We start from the raw sequence: 24,327 nt of genomic DNA on the forward strand, positions 1-24,327 counted from the left end.
GTAGAGCCGCTAGGCCCAGAGGCTGCCGGGATCGGTGAACTGCTGGGCCATGGCCGTGCGGATCGAACGCAGGTGCGTGGCCATGGCATCGTTCGCCGACCGAGCATCGCCCGCCGCGATGGCAGCATAGATCGCTTCGTGTTCCTTGAGCTCGGTGGGAACGCCCATGTAGGACTGCAGCCCCGGGAGCACGTGGTGGGCGCGTGCCGTCTCATCGAAGCAGCGGTGCAGCGATTCGGCGAGCCTGGTGTTGCGTGAGGCGTCCGCGATTCCTTGATGGAACCGTTGGGCAGCGTCCATGGCGGCCAGTGGATCGCGCTCGGAGAGCTCCGCTTGGGTGTCCAGGAGCCCGCGCAGGTCGCCCAGGAGTTGCTGTGGCAGGAATCCGGCGGCGGCCGCGGCCGCGTGCGGTTCGAGCAGCATGCGCAGATCAAGAGTTTCCTGCACGTCATTCAGGCTCATGGTGCGCACCAGATAGCCCTTCTTCGGCAGCACCGTGAGCAATCCCTGGCTGGTCAGCAGGCGCAGCGCCTCACGGATCGGGGTCTTGGATACGGAGTATTCCTGCGCCAAGCGCGGCTCGACGACGATGCTGCCCGGGGCGAGCTGCCCGGTGAGTATGGCCTCGCGCAGCTTCACGACCATGCGATCGGTGAGCGATCCACTCATCGTCATACTCCTCGGTGCGGGTATCCGTCGGCGTCATATTGGCCTTGGTGTGTTCTCAGCCCTTGTAAAAGATACTACCTGCCTGTTAGAAATATCTTTCAGGTATTTTTTCATGTAGGTGAACGCAGGAGTCTCGACGATGACCAACCAACCCGGGCTGCGCGCCGAGGAACGGCCCGCCGAGGCCCAGCGTCTCACCCCGGCCGGGCGCCGCGCACTTTTCGCCGCGGTGCTGGGGACCGTGATCGAGTGGTACGACTACGCCCTCTTCGGGGCTGCGGCAGGATTGGTCATCGCCCCGCTCTTCTTCTCCGAATCAGTGGCCTCCGCCGCCTCCCTGATGGCGTTCGCGACCTTCGCGGTCGGCTTCGTGGCACGACCGCTGGGCGGGGTCATCGTCGGACATATCGGCGATAAATACGGTCGCCGACCGGCCATGATGCTCACCATTATCCTGATGGGCGTGGCCACCGTGGGCGTGGGGCTGCTGCCCACCAGTGCCGCGATCGGCGCCGCAGCGCCGCTATTACTTGTCATCCTGCGGTTGCTGCAGGGCTTTGGTGCCGGTGCCGAGCTGGCCGGGGCCATGACCCTGGTGGCCGAGTTCGCCCCGCCGAAACGGCGCGGCTTCTACACCTCATTGGTGCTTTCCACCCCGCCGGCCGGCATCGCCCTGGCCACCTTCGCGTTCTTCGCCGTCTCCGCCCTGGGCACCGAGGTGCTGCTGGGCTGGGCTTGGCGTCTCCCGTTCCTGGTCTCGGCGGTGCTCTTCGTGCTAGCGCTGTACATCCGTAACCGGCTCGAAGAGACCCCCGAGTACTCCGCGGCCATCGCCACGGCAGCGGCCGAACGCACCAAGACCCGCGCCCCGCTGCGCGACGTATTGGCCAGGGACTGGCGCCAGGTGCTGATCGGGTTCTTTTCGATCACCGGTCACAACGCCATGAACTACATTCTGGCCGTGTACGCGCTGAGTCTGATGACCTCCCCACTGGTGGGCCTGGCCAAGCCCGACGCCCTGCTGGCCGTCACCCTGGGCTCACTGGTCTCCGTCGCACTGACCCCGGTGGGTGGATGGCTCTCGGACAGATTCGGGGCGCCGAAGGTGCTGCTCGCCGGATCTCTCATGGGCGCGGCCCTGGCCTACCCGATATTCGGGCTGCTGACCGCCGGTAGCTTCGCTTTGGCCTTCACCGCGATCGCGCTGGGCTACGGGCTGGTCATCCCTGCCACCAGTGGCGCGCAGGGAGCATTCCTCACCAACCTCTTCCCGCCGCAGCGTCGGCTCAGCGGCATCGGGGTGGCCCGCGAAACCAACGGTGCCTTGGTGGCTGGCCTCAGCCCGCTGATTGCCGCAGCACTGGTCACCGCCGCCGATGGCAAGACCCATCTGGCCGCTGGCTACCTGCTGGCCTGCTGCCTCTCCTCGGCGATTGCCGTGCTGCTCTCGATGCGCGTTCCCTCCAACACCTGAGCCGGCCTCCGCGTCGAACCCCCTCTCCACCTCATGACCCACAGAAAGCCGGAACATCACCCATGAAACGTCGCCTGCCGCAGATTTCCGAACTCCGCTCGCTGATGAAGTTCGAGGCCCCATCCCTGGACCGGCGCGCAGCGCGCCTGGCCAAGGCCGCCGACGTTTGGGACCTGCGGGCCATCGCCAAGCGGCGCACCCCCACCCCGGCCTTCGACTACGTGGACGGCGCCGCGCAGCGCGAACTCACGACCCGTCGCGCCCGCGAGGTCTTCGACTCGGTGGAGCTGATCCCGCGGATCCTGCACGGCACCGCCGAACCGGACCTCAGCACCGCCATCGCCGGGGAAGCCTCCGCATTGCCCTTCGGCATCGCCCCGACCGGGTTCACCCGCTTTATGCACGCCGAGGGGGAGACCGGGGCCGTGCGCGCAGCGGCCGCCGCCGGCATCCCGTTCTCGCTGTCCACCATGGGCACCCGGTCCTTGGAGGAAGTAGCAGCAGCGGCCCCGGAGTCCCGGCGCTGGTTCCAGCTCTACCTGTGGAAGGACCGCGAGAAATCCCGTGCACTGCTGCAGCGCGCCGCAGCAGCGGGCTATGACACCTTGTTGGTCACCGTCGACACCCCGGTGGCCGGACAGCGCCTGCGCGATGTGCGCAACGGCATGGTCATCCCGCCCAAACTGAACTTCAAGACGGTGCTGGACGCCTCCTACCGCCCCGAATGGTGGTTCAACTTCCTGACCACCGATTCGCTGAAGTTCGCTTCGCTGTCCAACAGCGCCACAGATCTGCCCACGCTGATCAACTCGATGTTCGACCCGACGCTCTCCTTCGCGGACTTGGAGTGGATCCGCTCCATCTGGGACGGGCAGCTCTTTGTCAAGGGCGTGCTCACCGCCCAGGACGCGCGCAAGTCCATCGATGCAGGGGCCGACGGTCTGGTGGTCTCCAACCACGGCGGACGCCAGTTGGACCGCGCACCGGTCTCCTTCGAAGCGCTCGCCGAGGTGCGTGCCGAGGTGGGCGATCAGGTTGAGCTGATCATGGACTCGGGCATCATGTCCGGGGCGGACATTGTCGCCGCGCTCTGTGCCGGTGCGGACTTCGTTCTGATCGGACGGGCCTACCTCTACGGCCTGATGGCCGGAGGCGAGCAGGGCGTGGAGCGGGTCATCGAGCTGTTGGCCGAAGAAATCAGGGTCAACATGCAGTTGATGGGTGCCGCGACGATCGCGGACCTGGGCCCGGAACTGATCCGCCGGCGGCCCGGGGGCGAATAGGGGCGCATGGCTCGGTGCCGGTAGACTGGCGGGCGTGCCTGCAGTAAAAATCCCCGCAACCATTGCCGCCGAAGTAGCAGCCCCCGTCATGGGGCGCGCCGCGACCGCCGCAGGTTTCGCGCTCTTGTCCATTTTCTGGCCCTCCGCAACCAATCAGGTGCTGGCCTACTCGCTGGCTGCCTTCATGGTGATCAGCTCCAAATTCATCTGGGACTACGCCAGTGCTCCCAGTGCCCCGAAATCGGTGCGCGGACCGTACGCAGTGGCCGCAGTGGCGATGATCATCGCCGGGCTGGTGATGGCATTCCGGCCCGAGACGCTGGTAGTTGCGATCGCCGCGGCAGCCGCGTGGATCCTTGCCGGGCTGCTGGAAATCCTGGTGTTCGTGAAGCACCGCAACGCATTTGCCCCCTACCGTGACCAGCTGGTCACCGGGTTCGTGTCGTTGGGCGTCGGAGGATCGCTGTTGCTGGGACTCGATCTGGACGCTCACGGTCTGTTGGGCTTGGCCGGTGGAGGAGCGATCATCCTGGCGGTGTTCGAACTGATTTCCGCGTTCGGGCTGCGTCATGCGGCCAAGGAACCCGAGCCCGGGCTTTGGAGTTAGACTAGATGTTGAACCAAAAACTTGTAGGAGGGCCTTCCGTGGGCAACAACCCAGCCGAGCAGAAAAAATCTTGGCAGCAGAGCATCAAGGCGCCGCTGTCCTTCTCCTTGGTCATGGCCATTATCGCCGGAGTCATCGCGACGATTTCCGCAACCGGCGGGTCCGAAAACCCGCTGCGGATCGACATCGGCCTCATCGCCTTCGGCGTAGCATTTGTCGCCTGCCTGCTGGTCATCTCCGTGATGACCATGGCCGGCAAGGAAAATCCAGAGGAAATGGGCACTGGATCGGGCATCAACCGCGCCTCTGCCACTCCGGATGAGAAGCCAGAGACCAAGAAATAAGGGAGACGGACATCCTCCGTTCCTGTTGAACGTCGCCGCCCGGGTTTGCCCGGGCGGCGACGTTGTTTAACGACGCGATCGGGATCCTGCGTGGGTTCCAAGGACCAGGAAGAATCATGGCAGCCGAACAAGCGACTCCGGGAGGGAAACTGGCCGGGTGGTTGGTGGTCGGCGGGCTTCTGGTCGGTGTGCTGGTGTTTGTGGCATTGCCGTTCATTGCGGGCGTGGGCCTGAGCGTCATGATCCATGGGGCAGGAGCGATCAGGGATGGCGCACTGCCCTGGATCGTGCCGATCTGTGTGCTGGCATTGATCAGCGTCATGATGATGGACTCGCTGGCCGAGGCGATCATCCAGCGGCTGGTACCGGGAAACAAGATGGCCGCGCAGCTGCTTGGCTTCGCGGCAGCTCTAGGGGGCATCACGCTGGCCTACGGGCGTTTCTTTGTCGACATCCTGCCCGCGCTGACCGGGGCATTCATCTCAGCCTTGGGGCTGTTGGTCTTCATTCCCATGATCAAGCGCTCGGAGCGGACCTTCCGGACCAGAGGTTAGTTCCTCCCGCTCCCCGGTGCGGGCCGGGCGGCGGGAGCTCTTCACTCGTCCGGGCCGGCCGGGCAGCGCCTAACTAGAGTGCCGGTTCGGCGCCGTCGCGTCCGCCCCAGCGGTCCAGGAACTCGTCGTGCCCCAAATCCTCCAAATCGGAGCGCACCATGGCCACCAGAGATTCGGCCTCCTCGATGCTGCCGGCGTTGATGCGCAGCACCTCGGCGTCGTTGTCGATCCGGTGGACCACTACGGCTGCTCCAACGGCATCGGATCCGTCTCCACCGAAGAAGGCGTCCACCAGGCCCGCGGCCCAGCGGGTGGCGGCGCGCATCGGGCCGTCATTGGATTTTTCCAGGTCGACTTCGTATTCCTCGGATGCATGTTGCTGCGGGATTTCTTCGCTGTTCACGGGGTCCTCCTCCGATCGGCGGGCCGAATGCCTTTTCGTCCCTTTGGCTCCAGTGTATGTTCAGAGACCCGATTTTTGCTGGGATTTACGTTGCCGATATGCGCGCACGTGCTCGCGGTTGGCGCAGTTGCCGGTGTCGCAGTAGCGCTTGGACCGGTTACGTGACAGATCCAGCAAGACCGCCTCGCAGTCGCTGGCGGCGCAAGTCCTGAGCCTGCTCAACTCCGCTGAACGCAGCACATCGACCAGGGCCATCGCGGCTTCCACGGCCATGCGTTCGCTGAGTGGGGCCTCGGGGGTGGTCGCGTGGATGTGATAGTTCCAGCCGTCGTGCCTGATCAGCTGGGGTAGGGCGCGCGCTGTGCGCAGGATGTTGTTGACGGCCTCGACGGCTTGGTCCTCGTCGAGCACCCAGATTTCGCCCAGTTGGGAGCGCAACTGGCGGACCGAACGAAGCTCCGCGTCGTTGCGCGTACGTGAACCGGTGAACCCTTGCTCATTGAGGAACTCCTCGAGGTCTGCAGAGGTGAGCAACGCGTCCGTCTCGGCGATGGCGGTGTTGATGAGCGCCACGACGGTGCCCAACGAGGCTTCCGTGTCAGGGGCAAAGATCAATGTGACTCCTGTGTGGCTACGGGGATTGACGGATGAACCGGGCAAGATCTAGTGTCATGAGCATACCGAACTTTACTCCTGACAGTCGATTTGGCATCCATGGCCACTCCTACGTCGGATTCCGCCAAGACCCACCAGGGAGCGTTACCCCGTGCCACGCGAAGAGATCACCACGCACCGGCTTCAGCCTGAGCCAGTGGCAACAAGCCCGCGCGCCCCGCGACTGGGCGGCGTCGGAGTCGCGCTGTTCTCCTCCGCCGTCTTCGGCGTCTCCGGTTCCTTCGCCAAGGCATTGCTGGAGGCCGGGTGGAGTCCTGCCGCGGCGGTGACCCTGCGCATGGCCGGGGCTGCCCTGGTTTTGCTGGTTCCCACGCTGCTGGTGATGCGCGGCAAGTGGCCGCTGATCGCTTCCAATTGGAAGTCGATCCTGCTCTTTGGGCTCTTCGGGGTTGGCGCCTGCCAGTTCTTCTACTTCTTGGCCGTCGAACGCCTCGATGTCGGGGTCGCGCTGCTTTTGGAGTACCTAGCACCGGTGCTCATCGTGCTTTTTCTCTGGATCAGGTTCCGCAAGAGCCCCAAGGCCATGACCATCGGTGGCGCCTTGCTCTCGCTGGCCGGCCTGGTGCTGGTGCTTGACCTGGCCGGGGACACCAAGGTGGACCCGATCGGAGTGCTCTGGGGCCTGGGCGCAGCGGTGGGCCTGGTGGTCTATTTCTTCGTCAGCGCGCGAGTTGATGGCGCGCTGCCGCCGATCGTGTTGGCCTCCGGGGGATTGCTGGTGGGGGCCGGAACCATGGGGTTGCTGGCGCTTTGCGGCCTGGTGCAGATGAAGATGACCTTTGTCCCGGTGCGGTTGGCGCAGTGGGAAACCCAGTGGTGGGTGGCACTGGGCGGGTTGGTGATTTTCTCCACCGTGCTGGCCTACGTCTCCGGGATCATGGCCGCCCGCGCGCTCGGCTCGAAACTGGCGTCGTTCATTTCGTTGACAGAGGTGCTTTTTGCCGTGTTGTGGGCGTGGCTCTTGCTGGGCCAGCTGCCCGCGGGGATCCAATTGCTAGGAGGCGTGCTGATTGTTGGCGGCGTGCTGTTGGTACGCGCCGATGAGATGCGTAGCCCGTAGCGCGGGGAATGCGCCCCGGAAACGGACAAAACGGTGTGCCGCCCCGTGGTTGGTGAAACCACGGGACGGCGCACCGTTCAGACCCTAATGTCGGGCGAGCTACTTGCGCCCGAAGGTGCGCAGACGCAGCGAGTTGGCAACCACCAGCACCGAGCTGGCGGCCATTGCCGCACCGGCGAGCATCGGGTTCAGGAAACCCAAGGCAGCAATCGGGATGCCGGCGGTGTTGTAGGCGAAAGCCCAGAACAGGTTCGTCTTGATGGTGCGCAGCGTCTTGCGGGAGAGCTCGATCGATTGGACGACCTGCGCCAGGTCGTTGCCCATGATGGTCAGGTCGGCCGCCTCGATGGCGACGTCGGTGCCCGATCCCATGGCGATGCCCAGGTCGGCCTGTGCCAGTGCCGGTGCGTCGTTCACGCCGTCACCGACCATGGCAACGACCCGGCCTTCGCTCTGCAGCTTGCGTACTGCCTGGGCCTTGCCCTCAGGGAACACGTCGGCAAAGACGTCTTCGGAGGCGATACCGACCTTCTGCGCCACCTGTTTGGCCACCGCAGCGTTGTCGCCGGTGAGCAGCACCGGGCGCAGTCCAAGCTCCCGGAGCCGGGCAATGGCCGAGGCAGAGGATTCCTTGATGGTGTCGGTCAGGTTGACCAGTCCGGCGAAGACGCCGTCGATACCCACCATGATGGAGGTAGCGCCGGTGGCCTGCGCCGCACTCAAATTCTCACGGTTCGACTTGGTAAGTTCGATGCCGTTCTCCTTGAGCCAGCTTTCCCGGCCCGCCACCACCGATTGTCCATCGACCGTGGCGCGCACGCCGCCGCCGGGTGCAGAGCCGAAGTCCGTCGACTCTGCCAGTGGATCCGTGGCGCGTGCCGCGGCCACAATGGCGTGGGCGATGGGGTGCTCGGAACCGGATTCCACGGCGCCGGCCAGGGCCAGCACCATCTCGGAGGTGAACCCGGTTGCCGGTGAAACGGAGGTCACCGCGAGATTTCCTTCGGTCACGGTTCCGGTTTTATCAAGCAGCACGGTATCGATCTTGCGGGTGTCCTCAAGGACCTGCGGCCCGCGGATCAGAATGCCCAGCTGGGCCCCGCGCCCGGTTCCGACCAAGAGCCCGATCGGCGTCGCCAACCCCAAAGCACATGGGCAGGCGATGACCAGCACGGCCACGGCGGCGGTGAACGCCGAGTGCAGGTCGCCGGAGAGAACCATCCAGAGCACGAAGGTCAGTGCGGCGATCAACAGCACGATCGGCACGAAAACCGACGAGATCTTGTCCGCGAGCCGGGCGATCGGTGCCTTGCCGGTCTGCGCCTCGGACACCAGCCTGCCCATTTGCGCCAGCGTAGTATCCGTTCCGACGCGGGTGGCACGCACCAGCAGTCGACCGGAGGCGTTGATGGTGGCGCCGATGACGGTGTCGTCCGGGCCCACCTCCACGGGCACCGATTCACCGGTGACCAGGGCGGTATCTACGGCCGAGTGACCCGTGACGACAAAGCCGTCGGTAGCGATCTTCTCCCCGGGGCGCACCACGAACTCGTCGCCGGGCACCAGCTCGGCTGCGGGGATCTTCACTTCGATACCGTCGCGCAGCACCACGGCTTCCTTCGCACCCAGGTCCAGCAGCGTCTTCAGCGCGTCGCCGGCCTTCGACTTGGAGCGGGCCTCCAGCCAGCGGCCCAGCAGCAGGAACGTGGCAACCACTCCGGCGGTCTCGAAGTACAGCGCGTGTTCGCTCATCGCCATGCCGGTATGCGCGGTGATGTTCGGGTCCAGCAGCAGCTGCCAAAGAGAGAAGAAGTAAGCGGCCAGCACACCGATGGATACCAAGGTGTCCATGGTCGAGGCCAGGTGCCGTGCATTGATGGCGGCGGCACGGTGGAAGGGCCAAGCCGACCAGAAAGTTACGGGCGTAGCCAACACCAGGGCCACCCACCCCCAGTGCGGGAACTGTGCCCCGGGAATCATCGAGATGACGAACAACGGAGTCGTAAATATCGCGGCGATGACCAGTCGTTTCTTCAGGTCGCTGCCGGCCGGTTGCGCGGCATGGTTCATGCCTCGCACCTTGCGCTCCGAAGCGGGCTGCTCCGGCGCTGACGGTGCCGTGCCCGCGGGGGAGGTCTCCGGTGCGGCGGGTGCAGCTGGCGCATACCTATCGACCTTCAGTGCCGCCTGGTATCCGGCGGATTCGACGGTGGCAATGATCTGCTCATCGCTCACGCTTGTCGGGACGGTGATTCGCGCCGATTCGAGCGGCAGGTTGACCAGCGCCTCGACGCCGTCGATCTTGCCGAGTTTGCGTTCGACCCTGCCCACGCACGAAGCGCACGTCATGCCCTGGATATCCAGTTCAATGATGCGTTGGTTAGTGGGGAAGGCGGTGTCGTTGCTCATGGGTCCGTTCCTGGGTGGGCCGCTGCTGGCGAAAGCGCCCTGCGGCGTCGAGTTGGCGGGCTTAGGCGTCGGCGGGGACGACGGTGTAGCCGGCCTCCGCGACCGCTTGGGTGAGGATCGCAGGATCCACCGGCGCGCTGGTGGTGACGGTGGCCGTGGAAGTTCCTCCGGCGGAGAGAATGACCTCGACGTCGGTAACGCCGTCGACTTCACGAAGCTCCTCGGTCACGGAGGAAACGCAGTGTCCGCAGGTCATGCCGTCGATCTTCAGGGTGGTCTGGTTCTGGGTCATGGTGTCCTCCGGTCGCATGGTGATGGTGAGTCCTGAATTATCGGTGTCGCCGCAGCCGCAGCCGCCGCAACCGCAGCTTGATGTTTCGCTCATGGTGGTTCTCCTGGGGGTCGGGATCAGTGGGTAGGGGATCAGTGCGGAGTTCAGTGCCGCGGTCTCAGCGAAGCAGTCGGCCGATGGCCGTGGTGACCTCTGCGACCTTCTCGTTCACATGGCTGCGGTCACCGGTTTCGATGGATTGCGTTGCGGCGTTGACCACACAATGTGCGACGTGGTCTTCGACAAGGCCGAGACTGACCTTGTGCAGGGCCGCGTTGATCGCCGAGATCTGGGTGAGGATGTCGATGCAGTACTTTTCCTCGTCGACCATCTTGCTCACCCCGCGAACCTGCCCCTCAATGCGGCTCAATCGTTTCAGCAGGGCATTTTTGTTGGCTGTATATCCGTGATCAACGTGGGTATCCACGGCGGCGGCAATGTTCTCCATGACACCAATAATACCCCTGAGGGGTATCTTGTCAACTACCCCCTGGGGGTATGCGCTGGGATTGGCCCTCAAGTCTTCGTTGCTATGCTGTCCCGGTGACACAGAACCAGCTTTCGCTCCGCACCATCACCTCCACCGAACACAATTCGTTTCTCGACGGCCGCCCGGGAGTCAGTTTCCTGCAGCGCCCCGAGTGGGCCCGCGTCAAGGGTGGTTGGGGATCCGAATCGCTGGGCTGGTTCAATGACGATGAACTTGTGGGAGCCGCACTGGTCCTGCACCGCGCGGCCCCGGTCATCGGCCACACCTTGGCCTACCTGCCAGACGGACCCGTCGTGGACTGGGCAGACAACGGCACCGATGCCGTCCTAAAGCCGATGATTGAGCACTTCCGCAAGCGCAAGGTCTTCCTGGTTCGCATGGGACCGGGGCTGATGCGCAACACCTGGCCTGCCGCCGACGCACGCAAGGCGCTTTCCGGCGGTGAGCACAAGCTCATGCCTGAACTCGAGGTCTCGAGCCATGACGCCAGGGCCGAGGAGCTAGCGGCCGAGCTCGCCTCAGCGGGCTGGACCAAGCAGGAAGTTAACGAGGACTTTGCCGCGGGCCAGCCGGAGTTCGTGGCACGCATCCCACTGATCGATGCACAAGGCAACGCGCTGGAACTGGACGGAGTGCTGGCGCAATTCGCGCAGACCGCGCGCAGCGAAACGCGCAAGGGCGCCCGCGGACCACTGGAGATCCAGATCGGCACGGCCGATGACATGGAGCGTTTCCACGAACTGTACCGAGAAACCGCGGACCGCAACGAGTTCTCCGGTCGGCCAGCCAGCTACTTCAGCACCATGATGAACGAACTCAACACCGCGGTCCCGGGGTCCTGCACCCTGTATTTCGCGGTGCACGAGGGCGTCGACCTGGCCACGGCCATCCGCGTCCGCAGCGGCAACCTGGCCTGGTACCTCTACGGTGCCTCCAGCTCCGCCGAACGCAAGCTCTTCGCGCCCAAGGCGCTGGTGCACCGAATGATTACCGACTCGTTGGCCGAGGGATGCATTTACCTGGACCAGGGCGGGGTCTCTGCCACGCTGGACAAGGCCCATCACCTCTCCGGACTGACCCACTTCAAAACCTCCATGGGCTGTGACATCGTGCAGACCCTGGGCGAATGGGACCTTCCGTTGAATAAACCGTTGGCATGGGGCTTCAACAAATACATGGCCATGCGGGACCGCGGTTAAGAGCCTGCCGCCATCCGGCCCGTGCGATAGGTTTGAACCCATGAGTATTTCCGATTCACAGCCCTTCGTTCCCGTCATCCTCGGAGGGGACATTGGCACCTACTCGCTGGCCCGAGAATTCCACGAAGCCTACGGAATCACCAGCGTGGGGGTTCCAGCCGGCGGCAACGGCGTCATCGATAACTCGGTGGCACTTGAGCTACGCCCGGCCGGCAGCATCTTGGACGAGGACCGCGTTGTTGCGCACCTGCTGGCCCTCGGCAAGGAACTGACGAACGACGGCGCAAACCCGAGGCCATTGCTGCTCTGCGGATCCCTCGACCTGCACGTCATGCTGATCACCCGGCGCCGCGCGGAACTTGAGGTGTACTTCACGATTCCCTACGTGCCGCTCGAAATGATGGAACAAGCGGCCCTCAAAGAGAACTTCTACGCACTATGCACGCGTTTAGGCATCCCGCACCCGTTCACCGTCTCCTACGATCCGGCCACGGCCCCTGAACTGCTTCCAGCTGACTTACCGTTCCCGCTGATCGGGAAGCCTTCGGATTCCTCCACCTGGATTACTGCAAAGTTTGCCGGCAAACAGAAGATCCACACCATCAATTCCCACGCCGAATTGATGGATCTGCTGGGCAGGATCCAGGCCAGCGGCTACGCCGAGCCTTATATTCTGCAGGAACTCATCCCCGGTGGGGACAGCAACATGCGCCTATGCACCTACTTCTCTTCGCAGGACGGAACCGTGCAGTTCGCCGGCTACGGGGAGGTCGTGGTGGAGGAGCACTCGCCACTGGTGCTGGGCAACTCCGCGGCCATCGTCACCGCTGTGGACTCGGAGGTCATCGATCACGGACGCCGTCTGCTGGAGGAACTGGGCTGGACAGGTTTCTCGATGTTCGATGCGAAGCTCGACCCACGCGACGGTGTCATCAAGTTCTTCGAACTGAACCCCCGGCTGGGCCGAAATCATTACTACCTCACCGCTGCGGGTGCCAACGCCGCACGCTTCTACGTGCGTGAATACCTGGGTGCCGAATTCGACTCCACGGACCTTGAACCGGGCATCGTGCGTACCGATGGACACGGCGTGAAGGTGCTGGCCGTCGAGCACCTCTATACGGTGCTCCCGCACCACTTGCTGCGCCGCTTCTTGGACTCGGAGGTCGGGGCGAAGGCTGCGGCCCTGCTCAAGGCAGGCAAAGTCTCCAACCCGTTGCGTTACAGTGCAGAAAAGCACCCGAAGCGGAAGCTCTTCGTGCTGTTGAACTCCGTGAACCACTACCGAAAGTACAAGGCCTTCCCTCCGCGAACGCCCTAATGGCCGTGGGATCCCGTAGTGCCTCATGTCAATGTGCTCGCCAAATGAGTACCGCGTGCCTCATCAAAAATGCTCGCGAAATCCCGTCAGGCAATCCTGGTTTGTGACCGGGTCTTCAGGGCCGCCAGCCGGATGAGTTCCCCCTGGATATTGTTGATCTCCTTGGTCATTTTTGCCAGGTCAGTGGCCACGTAGGTTTCCGTCATTCTCTGGCGTTCGGGCGGCAGCATGATCCCGGTGTCCTTCACTCGGTCCGCCGGGGTGCGCGGGGCGTCGTAGTCGCGGGTGTGTCGCCCGGTGGCAGTGAGCCTGTATCCGATGGCTTTCTTGGTCGGCAGGAACAGGTTCTTGCGCAGGTTCACCAGCGGCCACAAACGGTTCAGCAGGGCCAGCTCGGTCGGGGTGTCGTAGCGGTAGTTGAACGCGCTGCGCCGCACGATATCCCCATTTTTCTGCTCCACGAACGGGTTGTCGTTTGAGTGGTGGGGACGGGATCTGGTCATCCGAATATTGTGTTCCTTGGCCCACGTGGTTACGGCATAATTGAGGAATTCTGATCCGTTGTCGACGTGCGCTCTGTCGATCGGAAAGGGGAATTCTGAGCGGATCTCCTCCAGCGCCAGAACAATCCATTTGGCGGCCTTGTTCTTCACCGAACGGTTCACCGTCCACCCGGTGAAGGTGTCGGTGACGGTGAGCGTGAAAGCGTATTCGCCCTTGGCGGTGAGACCGCAGTGGGCGACGGTATCGATGGCCACCAGCCCGGGTTGTCGGTCGATCACCGGGATGCGAGTCATGATGGGAATCGCCTGCCGGTACTGGTTTTTGGTGGAGTGAGTGGTGGAGATTCCATCCGGTTGCAACTGGGCTTTATAGGGCTTTAGGAGCCGGTCGATCGTCGCGGGGCTGATGGCCAGCAGCTGCTCACGCACCAGTGGTCCGTAGCGGCCGCGTACCGGGCCGAAGGACCCCCTCCCGGCATGGGATTCCATGTTGTCCAGGGTCGACGCCATGGCAGCGGCTAGGTATTTGCCGCATGGCCGGTCCGCGATCAGCCAGACCCGTTGTAGGACCTTCAGGGTGTCGTAGCCGTAGGAGGGTGAGCGGGGTTTGTGTTTCACTGCGGAAGCCGGCCCGCGTCGCTTGAGGGCGTTATTTAGTTGCCGTCGGGCGTTGGCCCGGGACCAACCGATCTCGGCTTGGAGCCGGTCCAGGATCACGCCCCTAGCCTTCTTTGAAGCCCGCGAGTATGCGGTTGCTTCTTTCTTGGTGATCTCCCGACGCGCAGACATCGTCAACCCATAATCCATCCCTCCAGCACACCAAGGTGCCCGGTAGTACACCAGAGATTTCGCGAGCATTTCTCAAATGAGGCACGCACCTCGTTTGGCGAGCACTTTAGATGAGTCAACACGGATCCTAGTGATCGATGCGTGCTGGGCGTAGAGTGTGGCTACCGGACCACGCAGGAGGACAAATGAGCGACTACAAGGTATACACGGATGCCGAGCGCGCGTCGTATCTATCCCCTGCTTGTGAGCGTTGCGGGCAACGCCGGCATATTGTGTGGGAAGACCGCGGCGAGGACAAAGCCCACTGGTTGCCGCGCGATGCCGGATGCACTAACGAGGCTTGCACGGCCTGACTATTCGCCGTCTCGGGAACGACGCCGCGTTGCCTGTTGCGCGACTATTGTGTTGCCCCGGCCATGGCGAAATACCGCGCCCGCAGTGTGGTTCCAGCAGCGCGCCGCTCGAGTGGCTGCGACTGGACTCAGGTGCCCGGCGTGACCGACATATCCATCCAGCCGACTTCCCATTCGTGCCCGTCCGGATCTAGGAATGCAACCGAGTACATGCCTGGGAACTCTTCGGCGGCCTCGCGATAGATGGTCCCGCCGCTTGCCAAGGCACGTTTGGAAAACTCATCGACTTCTTCGCGGGTTTCCCCGCTGATGGCATTGAGGACCTCTCGTGGGCCGGCGCCATATGCAGGCTCGTCGCCGTTGCGAAGGAACGATGAATAGAACGTCTCGGTGAGCACCATGACCCAGATGGTTTCGGTAATCTTCCAGGAGCTGGCGACTTCGTTGGAAAAATCCTTGTTCTTTTCGAAGCCGAGCCCGGAGTAGAAGGTATCCGAGGCTGCGAGGTCTTTGGTGGGCAGATTGACGTAAAGCATGCGGGCCATGGGGACTGTCCTTCTACTTGAGTGGAGCCTGAGCGGCTGCGGGAGGGCTTCCCGAACCTATGATCCGTGGCTATCCGTACGGAGGCAATAGGAAAATCAGCAAAAAATCGAAGAGGTTCCAACTTCCTTCGGTGTTCTTCGCACGTAGCTACCTTGGCGTTGTTGAGGGGAACCTCGGGCGCCGAGATTCGGACGCGGGAACTGGCGGGACGGGTGCGTTGTGGGGTTCAACCGGGAGGATTTCTCCCCTAAGCTGGGAGTCGGATCGTGAACGGCGTCACTTGGGGCGCCGTCAGGGCTCCCATGCGTGGGAATTCCTGATCTCTGTGGAAGGCGAAAGATGGCACTGATGTCTCCGGCCTCACTGGCCCTGCAGCGCCGTGCGTTGGCGGCACACGAGTCGTTGGACACCGGCGCAGGGGCCGAAGGAGCCTGGCAGCTGAGGGACGTGGTCCGCGAATCCTGGCTGCGCTCGCTGGAATACAAGGACGCGTCCGCGTCCAACGCCGACACGGTGCTCAGCGACCAGGACCTGCGTGTTCTGCGCATGGCGTCGCCTTTGCGCCTGGTACTTCCGGTCTTTGACAGCCTGCTTCTGGAGCCAACGCGAGATGCCAAACTCATTTTGGCCATCGGGGACCCCAGTGGTCGCCTTCTTTGGGTCAAGGGCGAGAGTCAGGTGCTGCGGGAAGCTGAGTCTATGGCATTTGTCCCAGGGGCGGATTGGTCTGAGCGTACCGTCGGCACCTCTGCTCCGGGCACTGCATTGGTCACCGGTGGCGGCGTGCAAGTGGCAGGTGCAGAACACTTCGACCCCATCGCCCACCGTTGGAGTTGCACGGCAGTGCCTATCCATGCGCCCGACACCGGGGAAATACTGGGCGTCATTGACATCACCGGCGGAGCCGATGCCGTCGCCGCCCATTCACTGGCACTGTTGAAAGCTGCCGTTGCTGCGGCCGAATCCGAGTTGAGGTGGCACCAAGAACACTTCGAACCGACGCGTAGGAGCATTGCGGTGTCTGCCGCCCGGAGCGCCCCGAAACTTGAGACATTTGAAGAGACTGAGCTTCTGGTGACCCGGGGTAGCGGCGCCGAGTTGCGTCGTGGCGAACGTCGCGTAGAGCTCAGTGCTCGGCACGCAGAACTGCTGGTGCTCCTGAGCTGGCACCGGCACGGGCTCAGTGGCGAGCAGCTCGTGGAACTGCTGCACCTCAATCCGGATGCGGCCGATCTGGGTACGTTGCGGGCGGAGCTGGTCCGTTTGCGGAAGGTGATTTCAGACTTTGACGAATCATTGGTTCCTCGATCGCGTCCCTACCGGCTGGAGAAGGTTCCACGCTGCGATGCCTGGGAAGTCATCAAGGCCATTGAAAGCGGCGATCTGGATGGCGCGCTCAACAACTACTTAGGCCCGGTGCTGCCACGCTCCGTGGCTCCCGGAATCGGGGAGATCCGCGACGAAGTGTTCGCGGTCCTGCGCCAGGCCATGTTGCAGGATGGCAGCGACGGACAGCTGATCCGGTTCCTTGAACTACCCGAGGTGCAGGACGACGAAGAGGTGCTGGGCACCGCGTTGCAGGTGTTGCCTGCCCGTTCCCCGCACCGTGCACTGGTCGTGGCGGCTCTGGAGCGGATCGAATCCCGCCGTTAGTCGGTGAAGAGGGGTGGGGTGTAGCCGGAAGTACGCAATTCCGGATGCCAATGAAGATTCCGTTCCGGCTCTCCCCGAGGCTGACCCGCCTGCCCGATCACAAACGGGATCCCATTGATCATTTTCAGCGTGATCAACCCGGCATGCACCATCGCATGATGATGAGCACAACAACTAGAACCATTATTAACACTAGTCAGACCACCTTCCAGCCACGGCTTCACATGATGAGCCTCATTAGTGGACGCCGGCCGTCGACAACCCGGAACCACACAACCACGATCACGAATCGCGATGGCCTTGCGCTGAGCCGAGGAGAAACTCCTGGCCTCCCGGCCCAGATCCAAAATCTCCCCCGCACCACCGAGCACCACCGGAAGTAAATCTCCGGTGCAGGCCAAGCGGCGGATGTTCGCCGCCGAAATCGGGAGCCCGTGATCGGTGATCCCCGCGTCTTCGCATTGACCCAACAGGGCCTGATAACCGATCAACACCCCGATCCGCACCCGCATGCCTCCGGATTCGGGGACACCGGTACCATTCAACGTCCCGCTGACTGCCGCGATCACCCCATCTAAGAGCAATTGCGGGCTAGTGCGTGGATCTCGGGTATCCGACCATGTTGCGGTCGCGCCAGCATGGTTGGTGGTTGCGCCGTTGACGGTGGTGGCAGGAACCCCACCGACCCATTCGCTGCGCGGCACATCGGCCGGATCGGTACCCGGAGCCACCGCCCACGCAGGGGCCGGAGCCCCGACGAAGGAACCCCCAGCATCCCCAGCCTGACCAGCCTCACAGGTAGTCCCGTTCCCGTTACTGTTGCTTTTACTGCTGGTGGTGGAGGCAGACGTTGGTGGAAGCTTCGTGGAACGAGGATTGGTCCAGGCCTCACCGAAAGCTTGGAGCGTTTCCGAATCGATCGGGTCGCAGCGCATCAGATACTCATCAAATCCGTCGCGGTGACCTCGGAAGAACATGCCGCGTTTGGCGATGATCTGCTCATCGGTCAGCGGTGCCCCGTTTTCGGCCAGAAACGTGCCCCAGTCGGTCAGGGCCTTGCGAGAATCTTTAGGCTCCCGGGTCTGGGCCTCATGGGCTAGGTCTTCTTCGATGACCGCTGAGAGCTTCGAGGCATCCGGGCGGTCGGCAAGACGCGGACCCATCGCTTCTAATCCTCCGGCCAACGAAGCCAGCGTTCCCACATCCGCCGTTCCATCGGCTGCGGCCTTCGCCAACACCGGGAACAGTGGCGCCATCGGATCAGGAGTGTCGGTATCAGTGCCGGTGTCGGCTGCGAGAACCTGAGTGGGTGTGGGGGCTGGGGCGACCAGTAACCGGGAGCCATTGAGCCGGCGGCGGGCCTCGGTCGCGGAAATATGCAGGTGCCCCTGCATCCACGAGGCAGTATTGCGGTGGGGACTCATCCCCGAACACATACGCTCCACCGGAACCCTGGCGGTGCCGTCGGCCAGGGATTGCGGGTCAGCGGCCAGGGCGTCAATGTCCGTGGCGGTTTGTGGATCCAGCCGGTGTATCTGGTTCGCGTCGGCAACAAATACGGTCTGCAGCTGGCGGTAGGCAATCGCCCGGTTTCCCTGCTCGAGCAGGCCCAAAACCACTGCGGAGGAAGCAGCATCTAGGTCCAAGGATTCTAGGTCAGCACCGGCGGCACGCAGCTGAAGCACCGCGGTGGCAAGATGCCGGACCGCGGTGTCGGTGGCGGCCTGCCTCGTGGGGCGGGCCGTGAAGCTGGGTGTGTCCATGAGCCCATGATGCGCCGATCGGTACCCGTCGTGCGGCCCGAATGAGCAAATGTGGGGGGAAGTGAAACCACGAAAAGGCCCCGATGGGCCCCCTTGGTGGGATGAGAATCAGGAAGTCTTACCTGTTCTCGGGCGGGTATTCCGATGGCTCTTGGTACGAAGTTGATGGTGTTCCGAGGAATGCAACGTTGCCGCAACGTGCCTGTGAGTAGGCTCACACTAAGTAGCAAGTTCACCACCCTCAATAGTTTCCAAGGAGTCGTCATGACGGTTTACGCCAACCCCAACACCGAAGGTTCGCTCGTCAACTTCAAGTCCCGTTATGAGCACTACATCGGTGGTCAGTGGGTGGCTCCGGTCAAGGGCCAGTACTTCGAGAACATCACCCCGATCACGGGCAAGGGCTTCTGTGAGGTCGGCCGCGGCACCGCCGAGGACATCGAAGCAGCACTAGACGCAGCAGAGGCTGCGGCCGGGCCGTGGGGCAAGACCAGCCCCGCCGAACGTGCGGTGATCCTGAACAAGATCGCCGATCGCATGGAAGAGAACTTGGAGATGCTGGCCGTCGCCGAGACCTGGGACAACGGCAAGGCGGTCCGCGAGACCATCAACGCCGACATGCCGCTGGCCATCGACCACTTCCGCTACTTCGCCGGAGCCATTCGCGCCCAAGAAGGCGGCCTGTCGCAGATCGACGAGCACACCACCGCGTACCACTTCCATGAGCCGCTCGGCGTGGTTGGCCAGATCATCCCCTGGAATTTCCCGATCCTGATGGCGGTCTGGAAGCTGGCCCCGGCGCTGGCAGCGGGCAACGCCATCGTGCTCAAACCGGCCGAGCAGACCCCGGTCTCGATCCTAGTGCTGATGGAATTGATCGGCGACCTGCTCCCGGCCGGCGTGCTGAACGTCGTCAATGGCTTCGGGGTGGAGGCAGGCAAGCCGCTGGCCTCAAACAAGCGCATCCGCAAGATCGCGTTCACCGGAGAGACCACCACCGGCCGGCTGATCATGCAGTACGCCTCGGAAAACCTGATCCCGGTCACCCTGGAGCTCGGCGGCAAATCGCCGAACATTTTCTTCGAGGACGTCGCCGATAAGGATGACGCGTTCTACGACAAGGCCAAGGAAGGCTTCACGATGTTCGCGCTGAACCAGGGCGAAGTCTGCACCTGCCCCTCGCGCGCACTGATCCAGGAATCCATCTACGATTCCTTCATGCCCGAGGTCATCAAGCGCACCGAGGCCATCAAGCTGGGCAACCCGCTGGACACCGACACCATGATGGGCGCCCAGGCCTCCAATGACCAGCTGGAAAAGATCCTTTCCTACCTGGACATCGGCAAGGCCGAGGGCGCCAAGGTGCTCACCGGCGGCGGGCGTGCGGAACTTGGCGGGGACCTTGAAGGCGGCTACTACGTGCAGCCGACCATCTTCGAGGGCCACAACAAGATGCGCATCTTCCAGGAGGAGATCTTCGGCCCCGTCGTCTCGGTTGCGAAGTTCTCCGGCTACGACGATGCGATCGAGATCGCCAACGACACCCTGTACGGGCTGGGCTCGGGAGTGTGGAGCCGCAACGGCAACACCGCCTACCGCGCCGGTCGCGACATCCAAGCCGGACGCGTCTGGGTCAACCAATACCACGCCTACCCGGCGCACTCGGCCTTCGGCGGCTACAAGTCCTCGGGCATCGGACGTGAGAACCACCTGATGATGCTCGATCACTACCAGCAGACCAAGAACCTGCTCGTCTCCTACTCGGAGGACAAGCTCGGCTTCTTCTAAACCGGTTACGCCCGGACCGGGGCCGGCGGCAGCGACGCCGCCTTCCCCGGCCCGGACGGCCACCACGGCACCCACTGCAAACCCTTTGCAGCGATGAGCCATGCAACGACCCCCTGCAGCACTCTTTCCACCCCTTCCGCGGCGGCGCGGGATCGGGGTCTGGCACCGGCGACGGTGCATCCCCCTGTGCCCGCGTCACCGCACCAAGCAAAGGAAACAACCATGAGCACCATGCGCGCAGCCATCGTCAAGAAATTCGGCGACGAACTCACCCTCGAGACAGTCCAGATTCCCGAGCCCGGCCCGGGCCAGGCTCTGGTGAAGGTCATCGCCTCCGGGGTTTGCCACACCGACCTGCATGCCGCCCAGGGCGACTGGCCGGTCAAGCCGAATCTTCCGTTGATCCCCGGCCACGAGGGTGTGGGATACGTGGAGAAGATCGGCGCGGGAGTCACCGAGGTCAAGGTCGGCGACCTGGTCGGCAACGCCTGGCTGGCCAATGCCTGTGGCAATTGCGAATATTGCCGCACCGGATGGGAGACCCTGTGCGAGTCCCAGGAGAACGGCGGCTATTCCACCAACGGCTCCTTCGGCGAGTACATGCTGGTGGAAGCGAAGTTCGCCGCCCACATCCCCGAGGGCGCGGATCCGTTTGAGATCGCCCCGGTGCTCTGCGCAGGCGTCACCGTCTACAAGGGCCTGAAGCAGTCAGAGGTGCGCCCCGGCCAGTGGGTCGTCATCTCCGGCATCGGCGGGCTGGGCCACATCGCCGTGCAGTACGCGGTGGCGATGGGCATGCGCGTGATTGCCGTGGATGTGGCAGAGGAAAAGCTGGCCCTGGCCCGCAGCCACGGCGCGGAAATCACCGTCAACGCCTTTGCCGAGGATCCGGCCGAGGCCATCCAGAAGGCCGTTGGCGGCGCACACGGCGTGCTGGTCACCGCGGTGCACCCCGCGGCGTTCGGCCAGGCCATCTCGATGACGCGTCGCGGCGGGACCATCGTTTTCAACGGCCTGCCGCCGGGTGAATTCCCCGCCCCGATCTTCGACATCGTGCTCAAGGGCCTGACCATCCGCGGTTCGATCGTCGGCACCCGGCAGGACATGATCGAGGCGCTGGAATTCTATGCGGCAGGCAAGATCAAGCCGACGTTCCACACCCGCCCGCTCGAGGATGTCAACGCAGTGCTCGACGAGATGGTCCACGCCAAGATCGACGGCCGGGTGGTCATCGACTACGCGAAGTAGCACTCCGGCGCGCACCTGAGGCGTCAAGACCTCCCCGCCTCCCCTGGAACCAGGAGGCAGGGCTAGCAACACCGGTTCTGCACCTTCCGCCCGGACGCGTACCGCCAAGACGCTTCCGGGCGGTGGTGTCTGTGCAGCAGTACCCAAAGAGCAGAGGGAGTAACACCATGGACAGCGTCATTGAATCGAAGCCGAAGATCCCGGGGGAGGAGTTCTCCCGGGTGGCACTCACGCCGGAGGCCAGCGATTTGCTGCGCCTGCTCTGGGGGCAGCACGGGCCGCTGATGTTCCACCAGTCTGGTGGCTGCTGCGATGGCTCCTCGCCGATGTGTTTCCCGGCCGGGGAATTTAAGACCGGGGATGCCGATGTGCTGCTGGGGACCTTCGAGCTTCCCGATGCCGACGGCGGCACCCTGGGGGAGTTGGACTTCTGGATGAGCCGTGAGCAATTTGAGTACTGGAAGCACACCAAGCTCACAGTCGATGTGGTGCCGGGGCGCGGATCGGGATTCTCCGTTGAAGCGCCCGAAGGAAAGCGCTTCCTGATCCGTAGCGAGATCATTGCGTTCCCCGGGCAGTAAACCTCGTTAGTGGTCCTGTTGGAGCCCCGAAAGTGGCTCTTTGGGGCTCGGTTCGCATGTTTGTGGGCCGTAGGCGGGGTGTAACATGCCGATGCGAGAGTGACCAGCATCACAATCAGCTCACGTAATATAACAAAACGGTAACGGTATCTAGGGGTGTCTTTAGGCCCCTGCTGACCCCGACGCATCCCTAGTAGCCCTTGGGATCCCCCCGTGCGCGACACCCTACCCGTCGGGACCCGAATCCTGTCAAATCCGCAGTACCCGGGGTTGTATTCTCCTGTCATATGACTACGTTGGAATGGATGGTTGAAGAACTCGAAAACACAATGTCCGAGGCAACATTCCGCCAACCAGCAGTAACCGATGGCAAAACCCTGTGGCAGATGGCCACAGATAGCCAAGTGCTGGATGTAAACACGTCGTACGCGTACCTTTTGTGGTGCCGCGACTTCGCTCAGACGTCGATTATCGCCGAGATCGATGGCGTCACGGCCGGTTTCATCACCGGTTACCTGCGCCCCGACGCCCCAGGAACACTCATGGTGTGGCAAGTCGCTGTGGGAGCTGACTTCCAGCAGCGAGGCCTAGCCGCGTCGATGCTCGACGAGCTGGCTACACGCTGCGGCGTCGAAGAAGTCGAGACCACTGTCACGGATGACAACGCGCCCTCCAACCGGCTTTTCACGCGCTTCGCCGAACGGCACGAAGCCCAGATGACCCGCACCGCGCTGTTCACCCCGGAGATGTACCCGGACGCTCACGACACCGAATTCCTGTACAGGATCGGCCCGCTGAACCGCGGCAGCAATATCTCGATGCCAGAGCTGGCAACAGCAGGCAGCCGCTAACAGTGCCACCGCGTGCAATCGCAGCATCGATTGCCGCCCCCCAAAACCCATAAACCTCCGCGGCTGGTGCCTTCCCCGGTTCCGCCGCAGCTTAGTCATACCTATTGAAGGGAAAGACCATGAGCAATATTTTTGAAACTCTTGAGTCCGAAGTCCGCACTTATTCACGTAGCTGGCCCGTCGTGTTCACCCACGCCAGCGGCGCCACACAGACCGATGAGAACGGACGCGAGTACCTCGACTTCTTCTCCGGCGCCGGCGCGCTGAACTACGGGCACAACAACCCGGTATTGACCGCACCACTGCTGGAGTACCTGGCCAGCGGAGCCGTCGTGCACTCGCTTGACATGATGACCCCGGCCAAGCGCGAATTCCTAGAGACGTTCCAGGAACTGATCCTCAAGCCGCGCCACCTTGACTACAAGGTCATGTTCCCCGGCCCGACAGGAACCAATACCGTGGAGGCCGCACTGAAGCTGGCCCGCAAGGTCACCGGGCGTCAGCACATCCTTTCGTTCACCAACGCGTTCCACGGCATGACCTTGGGTGCGCTGTCGGTGACCGGCAACTCGCTTAAGCGCAAGGGCGCCGGCATCCCGCTGACCAACAGCTCAAAGATTCCGTACGACGACTACTTCGATGGCACCACCGCCGACTTCATGTGGCTGGAGCGCATCCTGGACGACTCGGGCTCCGGCGTGGACAAGCCGGCCGCAGTCATCGTGGAAACGGTGCAGGGCGAAGGCGGACTGCGTGCAGCCCGTACCGAGTGGCTCCGTAGCCTCTCGGCACTGCTCAAGCGCCACGAAATCTTGCTGATTGTCGACGACGTCCAGGCCGGTTGCGGCCGTACGGGCACCTTCTTCAGCTTCGAAGAAGCCGGCATTGAGCCGGACATCGTGTGCGTGTCCAAGTCGATCTCCGGCTACGGACTGCCGATGGCCCTGACGCTCTTCCACCCGGAACTCGATGTCTGGGAGCCGGGCGAGCACAACGGAACCTTCCGCGGAAACAACCCGGCCTTCGTCACGGCCACCGCGGCACTGCGCGCCTACTGGGCGGATGACAAGTTCGAGAAGCAGCTGGCCGGCACCATCGCCACCCTGCACACCGGACTTGAAAAGATCGCCGGTAGCGTCGAGGGCGCGGGCGTCCGCGGCCGCGGCCTGCTGGCCGGAGTCATCTTCAAGGATCTGGAGATCGCCTCGAAGGTTGCCGCAGAGGCCTTCGCCAACGGCCTGCTGGTGGAAACCTCAGGTCCCGAGGACGAAGTCGTGAAGATCATGCCGCCGCTGAACGTCACCGATGAGCAGCTGGCCCGCGGCCTGGAAATTCTTGCTGCTGCGGTACGCACCGCCGTCGAGTCCTCGACGCTGGCCCACGCGTAGCCTGCAGCACCACCCAACACACCCCACTACTTTCCGGAGGACACC

General features: G+C 63.3%; 23 protein-coding genes. 14 read left to right on the forward strand and 9 right to left on the reverse strand.

Translation table 11 applies throughout. The features are described 5' to 3' along the window. Nucleotides 1-9: 9 nt before the first annotated feature. Nucleotides 10-669: a GntR family transcriptional regulator gene (locus ADIAG_RS01420; protein WP_007269504.1), complete on the reverse strand. Its 660-nt coding sequence runs from the start codon at nucleotides 667-669 to the stop codon at nucleotides 10-12. Nucleotides 670-808: 139 nt separating this feature from the next. Between ADIAG_RS01420 and ADIAG_RS01425 the strand changes: the two genes are divergently transcribed. The 5 genes from ADIAG_RS01425 to ADIAG_RS01445 all read left to right on the forward strand — a co-directional run bounded on the left by ADIAG_RS01425 (nucleotide 809) and on the right by ADIAG_RS01445 (nucleotide 4,931). After that, complete coding sequence (locus ADIAG_RS01425) at nucleotides 809-2,143, forward strand: MFS transporter (protein ID WP_007269505.1); 1,335 nt, start codon at nucleotides 809-811, stop codon at nucleotides 2,141-2,143. Nucleotides 2,144-2,205: 62 nt separating this feature from the next. Continuing rightward, complete coding sequence (locus ADIAG_RS01430; protein WP_007269506.1) at nucleotides 2,206-3,426, forward strand: alpha-hydroxy acid oxidase; 1,221 nt, start codon at nucleotides 2,206-2,208, stop codon at nucleotides 3,424-3,426. A 34-nt stretch (nucleotides 3,427-3,460) separates the two neighbouring features. Beyond that, the gene (locus ADIAG_RS19760; protein ID WP_051059777.1) at nucleotides 3,461-4,033 is read left to right on the forward strand and encodes a DUF308 domain-containing protein; all 573 of its coding nucleotides are present in this window, start codon (nucleotides 3,461-3,463) and stop codon (nucleotides 4,031-4,033) included. A gap of 38 nt (nucleotides 4,034-4,071) precedes the next feature. Next, complete coding sequence (locus ADIAG_RS01440) at nucleotides 4,072-4,377, forward strand: hypothetical protein (protein WP_007269508.1); 306 nt, start codon at nucleotides 4,072-4,074, stop codon at nucleotides 4,375-4,377. A gap of 116 nt (nucleotides 4,378-4,493) precedes the next feature. Beyond that, entirely contained in the window at nucleotides 4,494-4,931 is a 438-nt protein-coding gene (locus tag ADIAG_RS01445) for a hypothetical protein (protein WP_007269509.1), read from the forward strand. Between the two features lie 73 nt (nucleotides 4,932-5,004). Here ADIAG_RS01445 and ADIAG_RS01450 read toward each other — a convergent pair whose 3' ends face one another. Together ADIAG_RS01450 and ADIAG_RS01455 are read right to left on the reverse strand one after the other, a co-directional pair. Next, complete coding sequence (locus ADIAG_RS01450; protein ID WP_007269510.1) at nucleotides 5,005-5,334, reverse strand: hypothetical protein; 330 nt, start codon at nucleotides 5,332-5,334, stop codon at nucleotides 5,005-5,007. A 60-nt stretch (nucleotides 5,335-5,394) separates the two neighbouring features. Then, nucleotides 5,395-5,949: a CGNR zinc finger domain-containing protein gene (locus tag ADIAG_RS01455; protein WP_007269511.1), complete on the reverse strand. Its 555-nt coding sequence runs from the start codon at nucleotides 5,947-5,949 to the stop codon at nucleotides 5,395-5,397. Between the two features lie 151 nt (nucleotides 5,950-6,100). Here ADIAG_RS01455 and ADIAG_RS01460 point away from each other — a divergent pair, with 151 nt between their 5' ends. Further along, on the forward strand, nucleotides 6,101-7,069 hold the full coding sequence (locus ADIAG_RS01460) for an EamA family transporter (protein WP_007269512.1): 969 nt from the start codon (nucleotides 6,101-6,103) through the stop codon (nucleotides 7,067-7,069). 99 nt (nucleotides 7,070-7,168) lie between these two features. Here the strand turns inward: ADIAG_RS01460 and ADIAG_RS01465 are convergent, their stop codons facing one another. From ADIAG_RS01465 to ADIAG_RS01475, 3 genes are all read right to left on the reverse strand, one after another. Further along, on the reverse strand, nucleotides 7,169-9,478 hold the full coding sequence (locus ADIAG_RS01465) for a heavy metal translocating P-type ATPase (RefSeq protein ID WP_007269513.1): 2,310 nt from the start codon (nucleotides 9,476-9,478) through the stop codon (nucleotides 7,169-7,171). Between the two features lie 61 nt (nucleotides 9,479-9,539). Continuing rightward, a complete protein-coding gene (locus ADIAG_RS01470) occupies nucleotides 9,540-9,863 on the reverse strand; it encodes a heavy-metal-associated domain-containing protein (RefSeq protein WP_007269514.1) in 324 nt (107 codons plus the stop codon). A 64-nt stretch (nucleotides 9,864-9,927) separates the two neighbouring features. Further along, nucleotides 9,928-10,257, reverse strand: a complete 330-nt coding sequence (locus ADIAG_RS01475; RefSeq protein WP_007269515.1) for a metal-sensitive transcriptional regulator — start codon at nucleotides 10,255-10,257, stop codon at nucleotides 9,928-9,930. 95 nt (nucleotides 10,258-10,352) lie between these two features. On the opposite strand from ADIAG_RS01475, the gene ADIAG_RS01480 reads away from it, so the two are divergent. Beyond that, entirely contained in the window at nucleotides 10,353-11,498 is a 1,146-nt protein-coding gene (locus ADIAG_RS01480; RefSeq protein ID WP_043472598.1) for a lipid II:glycine glycyltransferase FemX, read from the forward strand. Nucleotides 11,499-11,538: 40 nt separating this feature from the next. Continuing rightward, the gene (locus tag ADIAG_RS01485; protein WP_007269517.1) at nucleotides 11,539-12,819 is read left to right on the forward strand and encodes a carboxylate--amine ligase; all 1,281 of its coding nucleotides are present in this window, start codon (nucleotides 11,539-11,541) and stop codon (nucleotides 12,817-12,819) included. 86 nt (nucleotides 12,820-12,905) lie between these two features. Here ADIAG_RS01485 and ADIAG_RS01490 read toward each other — a convergent pair whose 3' ends face one another. Further along, nucleotides 12,906-14,111: a DDE-type integrase/transposase/recombinase gene (locus tag ADIAG_RS01490; protein ID WP_043472601.1), complete on the reverse strand. Its 1,206-nt coding sequence runs from the start codon at nucleotides 14,109-14,111 to the stop codon at nucleotides 12,906-12,908. A 481-nt stretch (nucleotides 14,112-14,592) separates the two neighbouring features. Then, a complete protein-coding gene (locus ADIAG_RS01495) occupies nucleotides 14,593-15,009 on the reverse strand; it encodes a VOC family protein (RefSeq protein ID WP_007269520.1) in 417 nt (138 codons plus the stop codon). Between the two features lie 340 nt (nucleotides 15,010-15,349). On the opposite strand from ADIAG_RS01495, the gene ADIAG_RS01500 reads away from it, so the two are divergent. Beyond that, nucleotides 15,350-16,663, forward strand: a complete 1,314-nt coding sequence (locus ADIAG_RS01500) for a helix-turn-helix domain-containing protein (protein ID WP_007269521.1) — start codon at nucleotides 15,350-15,352, stop codon at nucleotides 16,661-16,663. On the opposite strand, the gene ADIAG_RS01505 is transcribed toward ADIAG_RS01500, so the two are convergent. Continuing rightward, complete coding sequence (locus ADIAG_RS01505) at nucleotides 16,660-18,426, reverse strand: HNH endonuclease signature motif containing protein (RefSeq protein WP_007269522.1); 1,767 nt, start codon at nucleotides 18,424-18,426, stop codon at nucleotides 16,660-16,662. The genes ADIAG_RS01500 and ADIAG_RS01505 overlap by 4 nt on opposite strands. Nucleotides 18,427-18,690: 264 nt before the next feature. Here ADIAG_RS01505 and adh point away from each other — a divergent pair, with 264 nt between their 5' ends. From adh to ectB, 5 genes are all read left to right on the forward strand, one after another. Beyond that, nucleotides 18,691-20,214 carry an aldehyde dehydrogenase gene (gene adh / locus ADIAG_RS01510; protein ID WP_007269523.1) on the forward strand — a complete coding sequence of 508 codons (1,524 nt, stop codon included), beginning with the start codon at nucleotides 18,691-18,693 and terminating at the stop codon, nucleotides 20,212-20,214. Between the two features lie 222 nt (nucleotides 20,215-20,436). Continuing rightward, complete coding sequence (gene adhP / locus ADIAG_RS01515; protein ID WP_007269524.1) at nucleotides 20,437-21,462, forward strand: alcohol dehydrogenase AdhP; 1,026 nt, start codon at nucleotides 20,437-20,439, stop codon at nucleotides 21,460-21,462. A gap of 167 nt (nucleotides 21,463-21,629) precedes the next feature. Further along, nucleotides 21,630-22,043, forward strand: a complete 414-nt coding sequence (locus ADIAG_RS01520; RefSeq protein WP_007269525.1) for a DUF779 domain-containing protein — start codon at nucleotides 21,630-21,632, stop codon at nucleotides 22,041-22,043. Nucleotides 22,044-22,372: 329 nt separating this feature from the next. Beyond that, nucleotides 22,373-22,894, forward strand: a complete 522-nt coding sequence (gene ectA, locus ADIAG_RS01525; RefSeq protein ID WP_200859340.1) for a diaminobutyrate acetyltransferase — start codon at nucleotides 22,373-22,375, stop codon at nucleotides 22,892-22,894. 119 nt (nucleotides 22,895-23,013) lie between these two features. Continuing rightward, nucleotides 23,014-24,282, forward strand: a complete 1,269-nt coding sequence (ectB, locus tag ADIAG_RS01530) for a diaminobutyrate--2-oxoglutarate transaminase (RefSeq protein ID WP_007269527.1) — start codon at nucleotides 23,014-23,016, stop codon at nucleotides 24,280-24,282. The last annotated feature ends 45 nt before the right edge of the window (nucleotides 24,283-24,327 follow it).

The sequence above is a fragment of the Paeniglutamicibacter gangotriensis Lz1y genome, assembly GCF_000348945.1.
GTDB lineage: Bacteria > Actinomycetota > Actinomycetes > Actinomycetales > Micrococcaceae > Paeniglutamicibacter > Paeniglutamicibacter gangotriensis.